Raw genomic sequence first — 18,305 nt, 5'->3', positions numbered from 1 at the left:
AATTAAAAAAAACATGAAATATTTTAAATCAGTAGTTGTAGTTTTTGGAGTATTATTAATGGTATCATGCTCAAACCCTAAAAACGAAATTTCAGAGAAAAATTATCAAAGTGCAGTTTCATTTATGGGCGAAAACTATTATAATAAAACAGCATTTAACTTAAACACAAGAGTGAACTGGTTTGATGATGCATCTGGATTTTGGTATGTAGATTATAGCAAAAACGGAAAAGTGTATCAAACAGTTTCGTTTAAAAATCCTACAGAAGTTAAACCATTATTTGATCAACAAAAATTAGTTGATGCACTAAATAAAATCACCAACGAAGAACTAAAAGCAAACGAAATTTCTTTCACTAATATTCAGCCAACAGAGAATGGTTTTTCGTTTACAGTAAACAATAAAAACTACGTTTTAGATACGGATTCATACGAAATCGTTGAAAAAGAAAAGAAAGAAAGAAAAAGAAGAAACGAATTTGAAAGTACATCGCCAGACGGAAAATGGATTGCGTTTACCAAAGAATATAATTTATATATCAAATCAACAACAACCAAAAGAACATTTCAATTAAGTTTTGATGGAAAAAAAGGATACGAATATGCATCTTGGTATGGTTGGTATGATAAAATGTATGGCGAAAATGGAGAAAGACCAAAACGCTTTAATGTAAATTGGTCTGCAGATTCTAAATGGATTTCTGCCAATATTGTAGATACAAGAACTGCAGAGAAAATGTATTTATTAGATTGGAGTAAAGATGGTGTGTACAAACCTGAGTTGTTGTCGTATTATCGTGGTTCTCCAGGCGATACAACCATGGTGAAATTAACTCCAACTTTTTTTAATGTTGCTGCAAAAAAGCAAGTAAAAACTAATTTGCCAACGCAAACTCACATCAATTCTGTAAATAGCCAATGGACAAATAAATCTGGAGTTTTATTAGCACATATTCCGTACAGAGGTTTTCAAAAAAATGAATTGGTTCAAGTAGATTTAAATACTAGAAAATCAAAAGTTGTTTTAACAGAAACATCTAAAACAAACATCGATAATTTTGAATATCGTCTTTTAGAAAAGAGTCAGAAAATACTGTTTTTATCAGAAAGAACTGGTTGGAGACAATTGCATTTGTATGATTTTAAAACCAACACAACAAAATTACTTACCAGCGGTAATTATTACGTAAACAGCATCGAATATATTGATGAAGAAACGGAAACAATTTATTATTTAGCCTCAGGAAAAAAAGTAGAAAACAATCCGTATCATCAACAAGTTTATAAAGTAAATTTCAGCGGTGAAGAAACATTATTAACTCCAGAAAACAAACATCATCAAGTTTCTTTTTCAAGAAATGGAGCTTATTTTACAGATAATATTTCAACCATAAATTCTCCTACAGAAACTGTTTTAAGAGAAGCTGCTACAGGAAAAATTTTAGCAACATTAACAAAAGCAGATATTTCTGAAGCAGAAAGTAGAGGTTATACAACTCCAGAAACATTTTCTATGATTGCAAAAGATGGAAAAACAACCATTTATGGCGCTTTTTGGAAGCCAACAAATTTTGATGCTTCTAAGAAATATCCAATTGTAGATGCAACTTATACCGGTCCGCATACACAACGTTTTCCGAAGTCTTTTGACAATGTTTTCAGCAATCAATCTTTAGCAGAACTTGGTTTTATTGTTGTTCGAGTTGATGGTTTAGGAACTTCTGGTCGATCAAAAGAATTTCATAATCATTCTTATAAAAATATGGGAAATAATTTAGAAGATCATGTGTTGGCAATAAAATATTTAGCCAAAACATATTCTTGGATTGATATTGATAAAGTTGGAATTTATGGGCATTCTGCTGGTGGATATGATACTGGAAGAGCATTGTTAGTTTTTCCAGATTTTTATAAGGTTGGAGTTGCAAGTTCTGCAGATCACGATTTTAGAATGGAAAAAGCGTGGTGGCCAGAAATGTATCAAGGTTGGCCAATTGATAAAACATATCAAGAGGTTTCTAATGTTACTAATGCATCAAATTTAAAAGGAAAATTATTGCTAACGCATGGCGGCTTGGATGATAATGTCAATCCATCTGCTACTTTTAAATTAGCAGAAGAACTAATTAAAGCAGATAAAGATTTTGATTTGTTAATTTTACCAAGTCAAAACCATGGATATCAAGGAGATTATCAAAAATATTTTTTAAAGAAAAGATGGAACTATTTTGTAGAACATCTTGGAAATAACAAACCTATTTGGAACTTTAAGTGGAACTAATTAATGAGTAAAAAAGTACTAATTATTGGTGGCGGAATCGTAGGATTAAGTTCTGCATATTACCTTCAAAAAGAAGGTCATCAAGTTACGGTAATCGATAAATCAGATTTTACAACTGGCGCATCTTATGTTAACGCTGGCTATATTACACCAAGTCATATTATTTCTTTGGCGCATCCTGGAATCATAAATCAAGGAATAAAATGGATGTTCAATCCAGCAAGTCCGTTTTATGTAAAACCTAGATTAGATTCAGAATTTTTAAAATGGACCTTGGCTTTTAAAAAATCTGCGAATGCAAAAAAAGTAGAAAAATCTGTTCGAGTAATTAGAGACATCAATTTATTGACAAGAGATTTGTACGAAGATTTAAAGGCTTCTAACGAGTTTGATTTCCATTACGAACGCAAAGGTTTGTTAATGGCTTATAAAACAGATAAAGCTGGTGAAGGCGAATGGAAAGTTGGTGAAAGATTGATTCAAGAAGGATTATCAGCAGAAAAATTAACAAAAGAAGAAGTGCAAAAATTAGAACCAAATGCAAACTTAGATGTTAAAGGAGGTATTTATTATGATTGTGATGCACACATGTCACCATCTGATTTTATGCCACAAATGATTTCGCATTTAAAAGGATTAGGAGTTGAAATTTTAGCAAAAGAAGAAGTAAAAGATATAGAAATATCAAACAAAACAATATCAAAAGTAATTACTGATAAAAGAGAAATTTCTGCTGATGAAGTTGTGTTAGCTGCGGGAAGTTGGAGTTCTTTAGTATCCAAAAAGATAGGGCTGAGTTTGTTAATTCAGGCTGGAAAAGGATATCGAATGAATGTAGCTAGAGAAACAGGAATTACAATGCCAACTATTTTAATGGAAACCAAAGTTGCTGTAACACCAATGTCTGGTTATACAAGATTTGCAGGAACAATGGAAATGAATGGGATTAACCATGATATAAATCCTGTTCGAGTAAACGCAATTGCTGATGCTGTAAAAAAATATTACAAAGGATTAGAAATAACTGAGGAAGAAAAAAACGATGTGCAATGTGGATTACGACCTTGCTCTCCAGACGGTTTGCCTTTTATTGGTAAATCTGCTAAATGCACTAATTTAACCGTTGCTGCTGGTCATGCAATGATGGGTTGGAGCTTAGGTCCGGCAACAGGAAAGTTAGTTTCAGAAATTATTTCAGATAAAACAACAAGCCTAGATTTAAATCCTTTTCATCCAGATAGAAAATTTTAATATGAGATACGAATCAATTCCGAATTCATTATTCATTAAAAATAGAAGCAATTTTATTGCTAAAATGAAACCAAATACCATTGCAATTCTTACATCTAACGATGTAAAACATAACAATGCTGATGATGTAATGGGTTTTACTCAAAACAACGATTTGTTTTATTTGTCTGGAATTGATCAAGAGGAAACCATTTTAGTGTTGTATCCTGATGCATTTAAAAAAGAAAACCGAGCAATTTTATTTGTAAAAGAAACCAATGAGCAAATTAAAATTTGGGATGGAGAAAAACTAACAAAAAAGCAAGCAACAAAAGTCTCTGGAATACAAAGAGTAGAGTGGAATCAAGATTTTGAAATGGTTCTGCAATACATGGCTTTTGAAGCTGATGGTTTTTATTTAGGACACAATGAGCATTTAAAACGAGTTACTAAAGATCAAGAAACTCAGCAAGACAGAATGATAAAATGGTGTAAAGATAAATATCCTTTGCACGATTATTATAGAGCAGCAAAAATCACAAGAGAATTACGTCCAATTAAATCTGAAATAGAAATCGCATTCATTGAGAAGGCGGCAGACATAAGTGTTGTAAGTTTTAAACGAGTTTTAAAAACCTGCAAATCTAATAGTAAAGAATATGAATTGGAAGCTGAATTAACCTATAATTTGGTGAAATCTGGCGCAACCAGACATGCTTTTAAACCAATTGTTGCTTCAGGAAAAAATGCCTGTGCATTGCATTATAATACCAACGATGCAATTTGTAAAGATGGAGAAATGATTTTGTTAGATTTTGGAGTCTGTTATGCAAATTACAACAGCGATACAACACGTTGTTTTCCTGTAAACGGAACATTTTCTGAAAGACAAAAAGAAGTGTATAACTCTGTTTTACATTGTTTAAAAGAAGGAAGTAAATTGCTAAAACCTGGTGTTTTACCATCAGATTACGAAACTAAAATGGCTGCTTTAGTAGAAAAAGAACTGATACAATTAGGTTTGTTAACAGCAGATGAAGTTGCCAATCAAAATCCAGAAAGACCATTGTATAAAAAATATTTTATGCACGGAACAGCACATCATATTGGTTTAGATGTACATGATGTTGGGTTGTATTCTCGTGTTTTAGAAGCTGGAATGGTATTGACATGTGAACCTGGAATATACATCCCTGAAGAAGGAATTGGTTGTCGTTTAGAAAATGATTACTTAATTACAGAAAACGGAAACATCAATTTAACAGCTTCAATGCCTATTGAAATAGAAGAAATTGAAGCATTAATGAATAATTAATTATCAGAATGAAAGGAATCGGAGGATCAACCATAGAAGCAGAATTAAATGCAATTCAACCAATGGCACATTTAGTAAAGCCTATTCAGAAAGAAGAATTTCAACAAAGAATAGATAAAGCTTGTGGCTTAATGAAAGCTCATAATATTCCAGCGATGTACTTGCATGCAGGAACCAATTTATTTTATTTTACGGGAATGAAATGGAATTCGAGTGAAAGAATGGTTGGAGCTATTTTGTTTTCAAACGGGAAACTAATTTTTATTGCACCAGAATTTGAAAAAGGAACTATTTTCGATTTTATGATGATTGAAGGAGAAGTTGTTTGTTGGGAAGAACATGAATCTCCGTATGAGCTATTTGTATCAATTTTAAAACAACATGGAGTAGAAGATGGCGCAATTTTTATGGATGAAGCAACGCCTTTTTTTATTTTTGACGGCATTAGAAATTGTCAAAATGCATATCAATTAGTCAATGCAAAACCAATTACTGCAGGTTGTAGAATGCTTAAATCTGAAGCAGAAATTGCAATTATGCAACACGCAATGAACATTACCTTAGATGTTCATAAAGCAGCAGCAAGAATTTTACGTGTTGGAATATCAGCAAAAGAAGTGACCGATTTTATTCATAATGCACATATTAAATATGGAATTCCGTCTGGATCGTATTTTTGTATTGTGTTATTTGGAGTAGATTCCTCGTTTCCACATGGAGTAAAATCTCCCAAAAATTTAGAAGAAAACGAAGTTGTATTAATAGATACTGGTTGTATGTTGCACGATTATATTTCTGATATTACAAGAACTTTTGTGTTTGGGAAAGCAAATGAAGAACAAACTCGAATTTGGAATATTGAAAAAGAAACACAACAAGCAGCTTTTGATGCTGCACAATTAGGAAGTACTTGTGCAGATGTAGATACCGCTTCTAGAAAAGTATTAGAATCTCACGGTTTAGGTCCAGATTATAAATTACCTGGATTGCCACATAGAACCGGACACGGAATCGGTTTAGGAATTCATGAATGGCCATATATTGTTAGAAATGATTTTACTGTTTTAGAACCTGGAATGACATTTAGTAATGAACCCATGATTTGTGTTCCAAATAAATTCGGAATTCGATTGGAAGATCATATTTATATGACAGAAAATGGACCTAAATGGTTTACAAAACCAATGCATTCTATTAACAATCCGTTTGGTATTTAATCACTTAAATCATCAATATTCATTCGCATTTGAATCATATGTTTAGCAAAACCAGCTTTTTCATATTTAAAAATAATTAATGACAACTACAGGTCGGAATTGTAAAACTATTGGTGTCTAAATTTAATGGAACACCTTGATTGTAATTTCCGCTTTCCCAATAAAATGGACTTCTTTTTTTGTTGTAATTTCCAATTTCATCCATCGTGCTAGTATCAAACAATCGACCATTAATCATTGTGTAAATAACAGAGTTAGTGTTTTGAATATCTTCTAACGGATTTTTATCCAACACAATTAAATCCGCTAATTTTCCTTTTTGTAAAGAGCCCAATTCGTCTCCAACTCCAATGTATTCTGCGCCGTTTATCGTTGCAGCTTTTAGTGTTTCTAAATTAGACAATCCACCTTGATTTAACATCCAAAGCTCCCAATGCGCACCCAAACCTTGTAATTGTCCGTGAGCACCCAAGTTCACTTTTACGCCTAATTTCGATAAATCAGTAACCGTTCTAGATGTTAACATATGTCCGTTGTAATATTCTTCATCTGGCACCATTGTTCTATGACGAGAACGCGTATCAACAACATGTCTAGGCGTGTATTTTAATAGTTTTTTATTTTCCCAAACATTGGTTTTTTGATACCAATAATATTCTCCGCTCATTCCTGCATAATTTACAATTAAGGTTGGCGTATAACCCGTATTGCTGTTTTTCCAAAGTGATAAAACATCTTTGTAAACTGGCGCAACCGGAATATTATGTTCAATTCCTGTATGACCATCGAAAATCATACTCATATTTGTAAAGAAATTTGAACCTCCTTCAGGAACAACATTTACACCCAATTCTTTAGCAGCTTGCATAATTTGCTGACGTTGTTCTCTTCTAGGTTGATTGTAACTTTTTACGGATCTCGCTCCAAATGCTTTTGTTCTTGCAATTGCAAAACGTGCATCCTCTAAACTATTTACAACCGCTTTAAAATCTCCTTCTGCTCCGTATAAAATAAATCCAGTAGAAAACATTCTTGGTCCAACAGTTGCGCCACTTTTTTGTAATTCTTCTAAAGTAAAAGCAGCAGCTGTATTTACTGACGGATCATGAGAAGTTGTAACTCCAAATGCCAAATTTGCATAAAACTGCCAATGTTTTTGTGTGCTTAATCCGTTTCTAAATGCACCAACATGCGCATGTACATCAACAATTCCTGGCATAATTGTTTTGCCTTTCATGTCATATACTTTTGCATCAGCAGGAACTCGAACAGAACTTGAGTTGCCTATTTTTTCAATTTTATTTTGATAAATAACAATCGTTCCGTTTTCAATTACTTTGTCGTTATCCATCGTAATTAAACGCGCATTTGTAAAAGCGATTCTTCCATTTGGAACATCCGATTTTGCTGTTAATCCAATTTTAATTCCAGTATTTTCTCCAGCAAGCAAGTTGCTTTTTGCAAACGGATTTTCTGTATTGTTTACAATTGATTTTGTGAAATATGCATCGCCCAATGTCCAGTGAACTTGTTCGTTATTTGTAGACCAATGTAAATTGATTCCTGCATTTTCTGACAAACTTTCTACATGAAATGATTTTGTATTCGCATCTAAATTGATTTCACTTCCGTTTAAAATCATCGGCGCAACATACAATTTGTGCAAATGAATAAATGAAATCCATTTGTTGTCTTTACTCGGCACTAAACGGTTTGCAAGTTTAGATACAAAATGACTTCTTTGATTTTTGCCATCTAAATCAACACTTTGTAATCGCTTTGTTAATCCGCCCATAAAAGAACCTCCAGATTGAAAAAACACTCTTTTATTGTCCGCAGAAAACTGAGGAAATTCTCCATTATCAGCTATTTTTTTAGCATTTTTTCCATCTGCATTTGCAATATAAATTCCTGTTTTTTTAGAGTAATCAAAACCTTGATCTCCGTTTCCTCCTTCTTTTCTATAAACTATTATAGTTCCAGTATTGTCAAAAGACGGAGTTCTATAAATTCCTTTTATCGTTGTTAGTTTTTGCAATCCAGAACCATTTTTGTTGATCGAATAAACTGCTCCTAAATTTTCATCATTCCAAGTTACAAATACAACTGATTTTCCGTCAGGAGAAAAATTAGGTTCTGCTTCAAAATCGGTTAAGTTTGTAATTCTTTGTGGCGTTCCGTTTGGCAATTCTTTTTTGTAAATATGACCTAAGGATGTAAATACAATAGATTTTCCATCAGGAGATGTTTTTACATCTTTGATCATTTTTGAAGTAAAACTTTCCTCAAAAACTTTTCTTTTTACACGATGTGTTTTTGTGATTTTAATCTTTTCATTTACTTGAAACGGAATGTTTGTAAGTTGTTTTGTTTCAATATTAATTTTATTGATTTTACCGCCTGTCCAAAAAACAATATCAGCATCATTATTTGTAAATGTAAAATGCGGATACACACCAAAAACAGCCCAAGCTTCTTGTTGATCTTTATTTAAATCATGATAAATTGGCCATTCTTTTCCGGTTTCTAATTCGTGAATATATAAAACAGATTTAGTTCTAACGCGTTTTACAAAAGCCAATAATTTTCCGTTTTTAGAAATTACAGGTCTTGCTGCTCCACCAGGTCCGCCAGTAATTTGTTTGGTCTTACCTGTTTTAAAATTGTATTGTTTGATTACGTAAATCTGATTGTTTGGATCTTTATTGTACTGAAAAAAACCTCCAGGATACATGTCTTCAGCATAATATAAATACTTTCCGTCTGAAGAAATTGACGGATCATTTACATCTTGTTGATCATTTTTTCTTGTGGTTAACTTTAATCCAGCAGAGCCAGAAAGTGGATATTGCCACATTTCTCCAGCTCCAACTGATCTAGTAGAAGTATAATGTTTACGGGCAACCAACGATTTTCCGTCTGGAGTCCAAACGGCATTATTTAACAATCTAAATTTTTCTTTGGTAATGGATTTTGCGTTTTTTCCATCCGCAGTCATAACCCAAATATTATCTCCGCCTTCCGCATCACTTGTAAAAGAAATGTATTTTCCGTTTGGACTAAATTTTGGTTGTACTTCATAGGCCAATCCAGCACGTAAAATAGTTGCTTTTCCTCCAGTAATTGGCATTGTATAGATGTCTCCTAATAAATCAAAAACAATTGTTTTTCCATCCGGGCTTACGTCTAAATTCATCCAAGTTCCTTCATAGGTGTTTAAGTTGAACGAAGTGTACTTCCAATCTTTATGAGGATTATTTACATCCCATTTTGCATCTTTTTTTTGTGAAAATGAATTCAACGAAAAGGAAATAATTGTAATTAAAGTTAAAATTTTACGCATAATTGTGGTGTTTAATTGAAAAAGATTATAAATGTAAGATTTATATTTTAGTTTGTTGTGTCATAAAATCTTCAGCAAAGATTTTACGCAGGTAAAAAAGCAATTCTGCTGCATTTTCTTTTGTAAAAATAATTGGTGGCTTTATTTTTAAAACATTGTGATCTGGTCCATCGGTACTCATTAAAATTCCGTAATCTTTCATCCTATTTGCCAAATAATCTGTTTGCTCAGGTAAAGGATTCAGTTTCGCATCCACCAATTCAATTCCTAAAAACAATCCTTGTCCGCGTACTTCACCAATAATTGGAAACTCTTGAGCCAGTTTTTTTAACTCAGTTTTTAAAAACTCACCAACTTCTAACGCATTTTCTTGTAATTTATCTCGCTTTACAGTTTTTAAAACTTCGGTAGCAATTGCACATGAAACAGGATTTCCTCCAAATGTATTAAAGTATTCCATTCCGTTTGCAAAAGCATCCGCAACTTTTTGTGTACAGGCAACAGCAGCAACTGGATGACCATTCCCTAACGGTTTTCCGATGGTAACAATATCCGGAATTACATTGTGTAATTGAAATCCCCAAAAAGTTTTCCCCATTCTACCACAACCCGTTTGCACTTCATCAGAAATACAAATTCCGCCCGCTTTTCTGACTTTTGCATATGCTTTTGCTAAAAAACCTTTTGGTAATTCAATTTGACCGCCACAACTAATGATGGGTTCAATGATAAATCCACCAACATTTCTTTCTTTTTGTTGAATTTTCACAATACATTTTTGAACTTCTTCTGCGTACTTATCAGCGGTGTTTTCTCCTCTGTATTTTCCGCGAAACGAATCAGGTAACGGAAGAATTTGTGTGTATTCTGGAGCGCCATCTCCGCCTTTTCCATCAAATTTATAGGATGAAATATCAATGCACATATTCGAATTTCCATGATAACCAACTTCGCTAGCAATGATGTCTTTTTCTCCAGTAGCTGCTTTTGCCATTCTGATTGCCAATTCATTTGCTTCACTTCCAGAATTTACAAAATGCAATACATTTAACTCTTTTGGTAAGGTTTCCATCAATTCCTTGGCCAATTCGTTGATGTTTTCATGTAAATACCTCGAATTGGTATTGATCAACGCCATTTGTTCTTGTCCTGCTTTTACAACAGTATACTTTTCATGTCCAACATGCGCCACATTATTTACGGTGTCTAAATAGTTGTTTCCAAATTGATCCATTAAATATTGACCCGCTCCACGAACCATTTTAATTGGTGTATTGTATTGGAGACTTAAACTTTTTCCTAAATGTTGTTTTCTATAGTTGATGATTTCTTCATTAGAAATAGCCGTGCTTTTTTGCAATCCTTCTGATTTGAATAACAAATTTGGATCTGGACAAACACTTTTCCAAACCTCAATCTGCTTTAAATAGGCAACTCCAGGATAATCAATTTTATAATCGAATAGAGATAGCATTACTTGAAAATGTAAATGTGGCGCCCAATTTCCGTTTTCAGGATGATTTGCTAATTCAGCAATTTTTTCTCCTTTTAAAATAATGTCTCCAACTTTATGTTTTGTTGCGCTTTCAACCGTATTATGTCCGTATAAAGTATAGAATTCAAAACTTTTCGTTTTGTGTTTTAAAACCACCAAGCCTCCATATTCTTTTTCTCCAGCATCATTTACTGCAATGACAACTTCACCTTCAAAAAGTGCATGAACTGGTGTGTTTTCTGGCAACCAATAATCAATTCCTAAATGAATACTTCTACTTTCTCTACCGTGATTCCCAATTTTATCATAGGCCGTAGAAGTGTACAAAGCTCTTGGTTCTAAATATCCGCCAGCGATAATTTTAGTCGGAATTTTTTTTTGTAATTGATCAATTTTAAACTGAAATAATTCCAAATTGTTGAAGTCCTGTTGATGTCCAATCCATTTGCTAGAAACACTTAAATCGATATGATGAATTTCATTTTTGTGTACGGTTGGAAATACATCTGAAAGTGAAAATGTATTTTTAGAAGCCCATTGTTGAAATTTTTCTTCATTTGGATGTGCTGTAAATCCGCAGGCAACTCTAAATGAATATTCAGCAAAATGGGGATGAATTCCTTTCCATTTTTTTAAAATTTCCCAAGCTTGTTTTTCGCTAATTAATAAATACTCATTGTTGGGTTCTTCAATTTTATTGATGGCAGATTTTGTCACAGAAATCACCAAACGCATGGCAATTGCATTGTACAAGTGTTTAATTTCTTTTTCTTGTAACGGAAAAATGGAATGATATCCTTTAACAATTGACAAAGCTGCATCTAAAGGATCTGGGTGATTAATAGTGGTATAACACGCAATGGCAACATCATTAATAATTTGTGTGTAAACGGCATCTCCATAATCGATAACCGCTTTTACAGTTGGATGGATTAAATCGTTAGAAACAATGATATTATTGTCATTAGCGTCATTGTGTACAACCGATTTTCGTAAAAGAGTGTACCCTGTTTTCTGAGATTCAAATTGCTCCTGAAAATAGGTGATAATTTCTTTTTCTTCGGATGAAAAAAGGTGAAGATGTTCTTTTGTCCAAAGCGATTGTGCAACATCCCAAACAAATTCTCTTGCTGCTTTTTTATGTTTAAAACCTTGTAGAGCGGCAGTTAATTTTCCACATTGTTCGCCAAGACTAAAACGCAATTCGTTTAACTGCGGATTTACCGATGACCAAACTCTGCCAGAAATCCATGTTAATAAACGTACATTTCTTCTGTTTCCAAAAGAGTCGGTAATTGTAGAAATGGCGTTTCCGTTTGTGTCTAAAATAACTTTTGGAACGATTATATCTTCTTTGCTATTTTCTACAAATTGCAATAGTTTTTGTTGAAAATCGAGATAACTTTCATCTTCATTTGTACGAGATATTTTCAAAACATACGCTTCAGAGCTGCTGACTTTAATTTTAAAATTAAAATCAACTTCTCCAGGTAATTCAGAAATGCTTCCTTTGATATTGTATCTTTCAAAGAGAATTTTTTCTGCTTGTTGAGTTGCTATTTTTTTCTGATTGTTTTCCATTTATTTCTTTTGTAATAACATCATTATATGTGCGGCACTCCAACTAAAATTTTGTGCATTCAACCCTTTTCCTGTCAATGGATGATAATTTTCTCTAATTGATTTTCCTTTACCTAAAACTCCTTCAGCGCCTTTTAAAAGCTGAATTGTAGCTTTATCTGCATCTTGGTTGAAACCATAATTCCGTAAGCTTTTAACACCAAAATACGCTTGATCCAACCAATTTGGACCTCGCCAATATCCTTTTAATGGATTGAATTTTTTATGATCTGCACTCATCGTTTGAAACGGAACTTTGGTATAGAATTTTTTTGGATTCATCATTTTTTCTTTCACCGATTTCGCTTGGTTTTGTGTTGCTGCTTTTGCCCAAAGTGCTGTCCAACCTTCACTTCCTTCTCCCTTTATAAAGGCTTTTCCATCTAAAGTGGTGTCGTAAAACCAGCCATCATTTATATCGTAAAATTGTGTCTGAATTTTAGTTTTTAATGCTTCAGCTTCATTGGTGAATCTTTGTGCATCTTTATTTTTTTGTATAACCGCAGCTAATTGTGCTAAGTAGATTTTCTCTGCGTACAAATATGCATTTAAATCTACAGATTCTTGATCCATTGAATACGCACCTTCACCGTTTTTTACAATTTTCGAATTGTCAAAACGAATGGCGTTGTCCATCCCGCTCTCCCATTTTGCTGCAATTAAACTTCCGTCAGTAGAACCGTATTCACACAACCCATCTTTGTCGTGATCTCTTTTGTTGTACCACCATTCGTGATACAATTTTAACTTTGGATACATGTATTTTACAAAGGCTACATCCTTGTCTTTTTCGTAAATTTCAGCAACTGCCCAAACTGAAAGTGGCGGTTTTGTATCTCTATAATTATGCTGTTCAATTGAAGTATCTCTATAGACACAATCGGCAACAAATCCATCTTCGTTTTGAAACTCGAACATTAGTTTCATTTGTTTTTTTGCTAATTGGGTGCTGTAAAAAGAAAGTCCAACTGCATGTTTCCAAGAATCCCAAGACCAAAAGCCGTTAAACCATTTGTAATGATAACTCGGAAATAAACCTTCATGTTTTATTTCTCCGGCTGGAATTCGCCAATTATTTTGTAAAGTCAAATGTGCTTTTGCCAATACTTCGGCATAAATGTCTTCTGAGAATTGTGGTTTTCTATTTTCAATTAACGATTTTAGTTGGGTGTTTTTTTTTGCTTTCCGCGCATTTAAAACTGTTTTAAAGTTGGTTTTTTGAATTGCTTTTAATTCATCATTCCAAGAATATTCTTTGAAAATAAAAGTTTGAGAAATGGTCAATTCTTTTACTTCATTTGGTTTTAATTCGATGCTGATTTTATCAGAAACATAAGTGCTATCAGTAGATTTTATATTGATCTCTTTTGGGAAAATAAGATGACCTATAGCGTCTGTTTTTGTTGAATTAATAATAAGCTGATTGTTGTTTGATGAAAATTGCAATCCATCAGCTAATATTTTTTCGTTTTTAAAATGATATTGTAGTTGTTGATTAAACTTACTTGTATTTTTTATTGTTGATTTTATGATTGCTGTATGTCCAGAAGAAAACACTAATTCTTGTTTAAGTGCTATATCATCGGAAGTGAAAGTTTGCTCTAAATGACTGTTAAAACTCGATGTTGTGTGTGAAGTCCATGAATTATTTTCAATCACTAAATTGGTTAAAGAAGCGCTGCTCCAAATTCCATTTTGCTGCGTCATTAAAAAGGGACCAGAAAACCCTGAAATTTTACTTTCTAGATTCGGAAAACTATAGGCAAACCAAGCACCTTGATCTGAAAACATCAATCCAGATTTGTCAAATTTATCAGTAGGAGTTTTTTGATAATTTAAAGTATTTTTACTGAATTGTAAATAATGATTCTGTTCTTCTTTTTCACAGTTAAAAAAGAGAAGGATCGTAAAAAGGTAAATTAATTTTTTCAATGTATTCATTTTAATAGGTATCATATTATCTCAAAATAAATCCGTTTTTCATCGGATCTTTTGGGTCAATCACAAAAGTGTGTATTCCAGTAACATGAGCTGTTCCTTCAACTTGCGGAATTACAGATGTAAACGGACCGTAATTTTCTTCAGAAATTACAGAACCTTTAAATACAGAATCTGTAATGCTTTCAATAGTTATGGTTTCTCCAAAATCAATTTCTTTTCTCGTTTTATGAATTGCCATTCTTCCAGAAACTCCAGATCCAGTCGGACAACGATCTACTTCGCCTTCTGCGAAAATGCACACATTTCTACTGTCGTTTCCAGAAACTTGTTTGTTGTTGTCAATAAAAATGGTTCCGTATAAAAAACTTAAATCGTTTTCAAAAGGATGTACAATTTCTTTATCAGCTTTCATCACAGCATTTTTAATTTTCATTCCGTTTGCAATTAAAGCACGATAAGAAGCTGTACTTAAATCGAAGCTGAAATTATTTTTAGCCATATCAACATAAGCATAAAAAGCACCGCCATAAGCCAAATCATAGGTTACATTTCCTAAACCTTCTACTTTTACAGTTCTGTCTAACCCAACAACAAAACTGGGCACACAGTGAAAACGAACTCCTATTACTTGACTATTTTTTACTGTTGTAAAAGATGTAATTCGGCCACACGGCGCATCAATTTTAAGAATATTTTCTCCTTCTTTCACTTTAATCCAATTCATTTTAACGGCCAACGTAGAAATTGCAATAATTGCATGTCCGCACATGGTTGAATACCCTTCATTATGCAAAAAGATGATTCCGAAATCTCCGTCTTCATCGTTTGGCGGAACCAAAATACAACCATACATATCTGCATGTCCACGAGGTTCAAATAACAAAGCAGTTCTTAAATCATCATAATTTTCTTTACAAAAACGTCTGTATTCTAAAACAGAATTTCCTTTTAATTCCGGAAATCCATCTACAATAACACGCAATGGTTCTCCGCCAGTATGCATGTCGATGGTTTTGATCTGTAACCAATCTTTCTGAGGTGTAAAATTGGTTTTTAAAAGTATATTTTGATAGGTTTTACTCATTTGTAAATTTCTTGTAATAATAATTTGCAGCCGCCAAATCTTCTAAAGCATGACCAACAGATTTAAAAAGCGTGATTTCTTTATCAGAATTTCTTCCTTTTTTTTGATTAGAGCACAATTGAAATAAATCGGCCTTGATGTCTTTTGCTGATAAAGTTCCGTTTTGCAACGGAATTACAATATCGCCACTTTCTTTTAATCCACCTTGAAAAGTATCAATAAAAACAGCAGATTTTGTAATTGCTTCGTCATCTGCCTCTCGCATGTCTTTTTTATAGGCGCCCACTAAATCGATATGTTGCCCAGCTTTTAAATAGTTGCCTAAAACTAACGGGTTTTTTGATAATGTTGCAGAAGAAATAATATCAACTTCACTTATTTTTTCTTCAATTGATTTTATAGGGGTAATCGTAAAATTTTCATTTTCCAATGCTTTGCAAATCGCAGTTGCTTTGTCGAAATTTCGTCCCCAAACAAATACTTTTTTTATAGGGCGAACTGCGGCGTGTGCAAGAATTAAATTTTTAGATAAAGCGCCAGTTCCAATCATTAATAATGAACTAGCGTTTTCTCTCGATAAGTAAGAAGAGGCCAATGCAGAAGCTGCTGCGGTTCTTTTTGCTGTTAAGCTTTTTGCTTCTAAGATTGCTTTTATAGAGCCTTTTATGGCATCAAAATAAATATAAGTTCCTTGTATTGATGGTAAATTAAACTGTCCATTTTCTGGACTTACCGTTACAATTTTTACGCCTGCATTTTTACTTGGGTTCCAAGCTGGCATCACCAATAAAGTAGAATCAGAATTTACTTCCGGATTCGGAAAATCGTGATGATGACGCATCGGAACAATCACTTCATCCTTAGAAAAATTGATTTTAATTTCAGAAATTAACTCCAAAAAAGTGGTGTTTTTTTCTATGAATTCATTACTTATTTGCTTGAATTTATCCATAGGTTAAAAATAAGGAAATCCGAAGATATTATAGCATACTAACTTGCTTTATCATAATATAAGCGAATACTTGGTTAATATTGTATTAGCTATTGTTTTGTTTCCTCTTCAATAACAATCTGTGAAAAGTTTTATTTGTAGCTTTGTAGGTGTTAAAATGAATTTATGATTGTACAAGGAAATATAGTTGACATCCAAAATAAACGGATTTTTAAAGGTGAAGTAACTGTTGAAAACGGAAAAATTGTTGCTCTTAAAGAAGCGAATCATTCTGTAGAAAATTTCATTCTTCCAGGTTTTGTAGATGCACACATTCATATTGAAAGCTCGATGTTGGTTCCGTCTGAATTTGCGAAAATTGCAGTGGTTCACGGAACGGTTGCAACGGTTTCTGATCCGCACGAAATAGCAAATGTGTTGGGCGTAAAAGGCGTTGAATTTATGATTGAAAACGGAAAGAAAGTTCCGTTGAAATTCAATTTTGGAGCGCCATCTTGTGTGCCTGCAACTTCATTTGAAAGCGCTGGAGCAATTATTGATTCTGAAGACGTTAAATTGATGATGGAAAATCCGGATATTAAATATTTGGCAGAAATGATGAATTATCCAGGCGTTTTATTTGATGATAAAGAGGTGTTAGCGAAAATTCAACACGCAAAAAACAATAATAAACCCATTGATGGACATGCACCAGGTTTAAGAGGAGATGATGTTACCAAATATATTTCTGCGGGAATTTCTACAGATCACGAATGTTTTACGTTTGATGAAGCGCAAGAGAAATTGCAAAAAGGAATGAAAGTAATTATCCGAGAAGGAAGTGCTGCCAAAAACTTTGAAGCGTTGATTGATTTATTACCAGCACATTATCAAAACATGCTATTTTGTTCTGATGACAAACATCCAGATGATTTGTTAGTTGGTCATATCAATCAATTATGTGAACGTGCAATTGCAAAAGGAATGGATGTTTTTAAAGTATTGCAAGTTGCTTGTGTAAATCCGGTGAAACATTATTGTTTGGATGTCGGTTTGTTGCGAAAAGATGATGACGCAGATTTTATTGTTGTTGAAAATTTAGAGAAATTTAAAGTGTTGGAAACGTATATAAATGGCGAATTAGTTGCTAAAAATGGACAATCATTTGTGAAATCTGTAAATTTTGAAGTGTTGAATAATTTTAATACAGATTTTAAAAATGTTTCTGATTTTGAGTTTCAATCATCCGCAAAAAAAATTCGTGTTATTGAAGCCTTGGATGGTGAATTGGTAACCAACGAAATTGAAGCAAATTCTTTAATTGTTGATGGAAATTTAGTTTCGAATATTGAGAATGACGTTTTAAAAATGACAGTTGTAAATCGGTACAAAAACGATAAACCTTCTATTGCTTTTATCAAAAACTTCGGAATTAAAGAAGGCGCCATTGCAAGTTCGGTTGGGCACGATTCTCACAACATTATTGCAGTTGGAGTTTCGGACGAAGCAATTTGCAAAGCAGTAAATTTAATTATCAAAAATAAAGGTGGAGTTTGCGCTGTAACTTCAAAAGAAGAAAAAGTTGTTCCGTTGCCAGTTGCCGGAATTATGTCTGATAAATCAGCAGAAGAAATCGGAAAAAATTATGCAGAATTAGATACAATGGCAAAGCAAATGGGAAGCAAGTTACGTGCGCCTTATATGAGTTTGTCTTTTATGGCGTTGTTGGTGATCCCGGCTTTAAAATTAAGTGATAAAGGGTTGTTTAATGGAAATTCTTTTGAGTTTACTTCGTTGGAAATTAAATAATTTAGGTTTCTCTCCTGCAAGGTTTCAAAAACCTTGTAG

General features: G+C 33.1%; 10 protein-coding genes. 5 read left to right on the top strand and 5 right to left on the bottom strand.

Going from position 1 to position 18,305, the window contains the following annotated elements; genetic code table 11:
• The first annotated feature begins 13 nt into the window (after positions 1-13).
• The 4 genes from ACEWL1_RS00630 to ACEWL1_RS00615 are packed head-to-tail and all read left to right on the top strand — an operon-like array spanning position 14 to position 6,043.
• Complete coding sequence (locus tag ACEWL1_RS00630) at positions 14-2,281, top strand: S9 family peptidase (RefSeq protein ID WP_409231356.1); 2,268 nt, start codon at positions 14-16, stop codon at positions 2,279-2,281.
• Between the two features lie 3 nt (positions 2,282-2,284).
• Positions 2,285-3,532 (top strand): NAD(P)/FAD-dependent oxidoreductase, encoded by a 1,248-nt coding sequence (locus tag ACEWL1_RS00625; protein ID WP_409231355.1) that lies wholly within the window; start codon positions 2,285-2,287, stop codon positions 3,530-3,532.
• 1 nt (position 3,533) lies between these two features.
• Positions 3,534-4,826, top strand: coding sequence for an aminopeptidase P N-terminal domain-containing protein (locus ACEWL1_RS00620; RefSeq protein ID WP_409231354.1), 1,293 nt, complete (start codon positions 3,534-3,536; stop codon positions 4,824-4,826).
• A gap of 8 nt (positions 4,827-4,834) precedes the next feature.
• Complete coding sequence (locus ACEWL1_RS00615) at positions 4,835-6,043, top strand: M24 family metallopeptidase (protein WP_409231353.1); 1,209 nt, start codon at positions 4,835-4,837, stop codon at positions 6,041-6,043.
• A gap of 76 nt (positions 6,044-6,119) precedes the next feature.
• Here the strand turns inward: ACEWL1_RS00615 and ACEWL1_RS00610 are convergent, their stop codons facing one another.
• From ACEWL1_RS00610 to lhpI, 5 genes are read right to left on the bottom strand one after another with little or no spacing between them, the layout of a single operon-like run.
• A complete protein-coding gene (locus ACEWL1_RS00610; protein WP_409231352.1) occupies positions 6,120-9,386 on the bottom strand; it encodes an amidohydrolase family protein in 3,267 nt (1,088 codons plus the stop codon).
• Positions 9,387-9,426: 40 nt separating this feature from the next.
• Positions 9,427-12,462: an aminotransferase class III-fold pyridoxal phosphate-dependent enzyme gene (locus tag ACEWL1_RS00605; protein WP_409231351.1), complete on the bottom strand. Its 3,036-nt coding sequence runs from the start codon at positions 12,460-12,462 to the stop codon at positions 9,427-9,429.
• Positions 12,463-14,442: an MGH1-like glycoside hydrolase domain-containing protein gene (locus tag ACEWL1_RS00600; RefSeq protein WP_409231350.1), complete on the bottom strand. Its 1,980-nt coding sequence runs from the start codon at positions 14,440-14,442 to the stop codon at positions 12,463-12,465.
• A gap of 16 nt (positions 14,443-14,458) precedes the next feature.
• A complete protein-coding gene (locus ACEWL1_RS00595) occupies positions 14,459-15,526 on the bottom strand; it encodes a proline racemase family protein (RefSeq protein ID WP_409231349.1) in 1,068 nt (355 codons plus the stop codon).
• Positions 15,519-16,478: a bifunctional Delta(1)-pyrroline-2-carboxylate/Delta(1)-piperideine-2-carboxylate reductase gene (gene lhpI, locus ACEWL1_RS00590; protein ID WP_409231348.1), complete on the bottom strand. Its 960-nt coding sequence runs from the start codon at positions 16,476-16,478 to the stop codon at positions 15,519-15,521. The genes ACEWL1_RS00595 and lhpI overlap by 8 nt, the downstream gene beginning before the upstream one ends.
• Positions 16,479-16,643: 165 nt before the next feature.
• Here lhpI and ade point away from each other — a divergent pair, with 165 nt between their 5' ends.
• Positions 16,644-18,266, top strand: coding sequence for an adenine deaminase (gene ade, locus ACEWL1_RS00585; protein WP_409231347.1), 1,623 nt, complete (start codon positions 16,644-16,646; stop codon positions 18,264-18,266).
• The last annotated feature ends 39 nt before the right edge of the window (positions 18,267-18,305 follow it).

The sequence above is a fragment of the Polaribacter gochangensis genome, assembly GCF_046224025.1.
Taxonomy (GTDB): Bacteria; Bacteroidota; Bacteroidia; order Flavobacteriales; family Flavobacteriaceae; genus Polaribacter; species Polaribacter gochangensis.
Note: the sequence above shows the minus strand (reverse complement) of the source record. Positions and strands in the feature narration are given on the sequence as shown.

What these genes read in the sequence shown, in the direction of transcription:
- ACEWL1_RS00595 (WP_409231349.1), bottom strand. Translation starts at nt 15,526, where the DNA reads ATGAGTAAAACCTATCAAAATATACTTTTAAAAACCAATTTTACACCT.
- ACEWL1_RS00600 (WP_409231350.1), bottom strand. Translation starts at nt 14,442, where the DNA reads ATGAATACATTGAAAAAATTAATTTACCTTTTTACGATCCTTCTCTTT.
- ade (WP_409231347.1), top strand. Translation starts at nt 16,644, where the DNA reads ATGATTGTACAAGGAAATATAGTTGACATCCAAAATAAACGGATTTTT.
- lhpI (WP_409231348.1), bottom strand. Translation starts at nt 16,478, where the DNA reads ATGGATAAATTCAAGCAAATAAGTAATGAATTCATAGAAAAAAACACC.
- ACEWL1_RS00630 (WP_409231356.1), top strand. Translation starts at nt 14, where the DNA reads ATGAAATATTTTAAATCAGTAGTTGTAGTTTTTGGAGTATTATTAATG.
- ACEWL1_RS00625 (WP_409231355.1), top strand. Translation starts at nt 2,285, where the DNA reads ATGAGTAAAAAAGTACTAATTATTGGTGGCGGAATCGTAGGATTAAGT.
- ACEWL1_RS00605 (WP_409231351.1), bottom strand. Translation starts at nt 12,462, where the DNA reads ATGGAAAACAATCAGAAAAAAATAGCAACTCAACAAGCAGAAAAAATT.
- ACEWL1_RS00615 (WP_409231353.1), top strand. Translation starts at nt 4,835, where the DNA reads ATGAAAGGAATCGGAGGATCAACCATAGAAGCAGAATTAAATGCAATT.
- ACEWL1_RS00620 (WP_409231354.1), top strand. Translation starts at nt 3,534, where the DNA reads ATGAGATACGAATCAATTCCGAATTCATTATTCATTAAAAATAGAAGC.
- ACEWL1_RS00610 (WP_409231352.1), bottom strand. Translation starts at nt 9,386, where the DNA reads ATGCGTAAAATTTTAACTTTAATTACAATTATTTCCTTTTCGTTGAAT.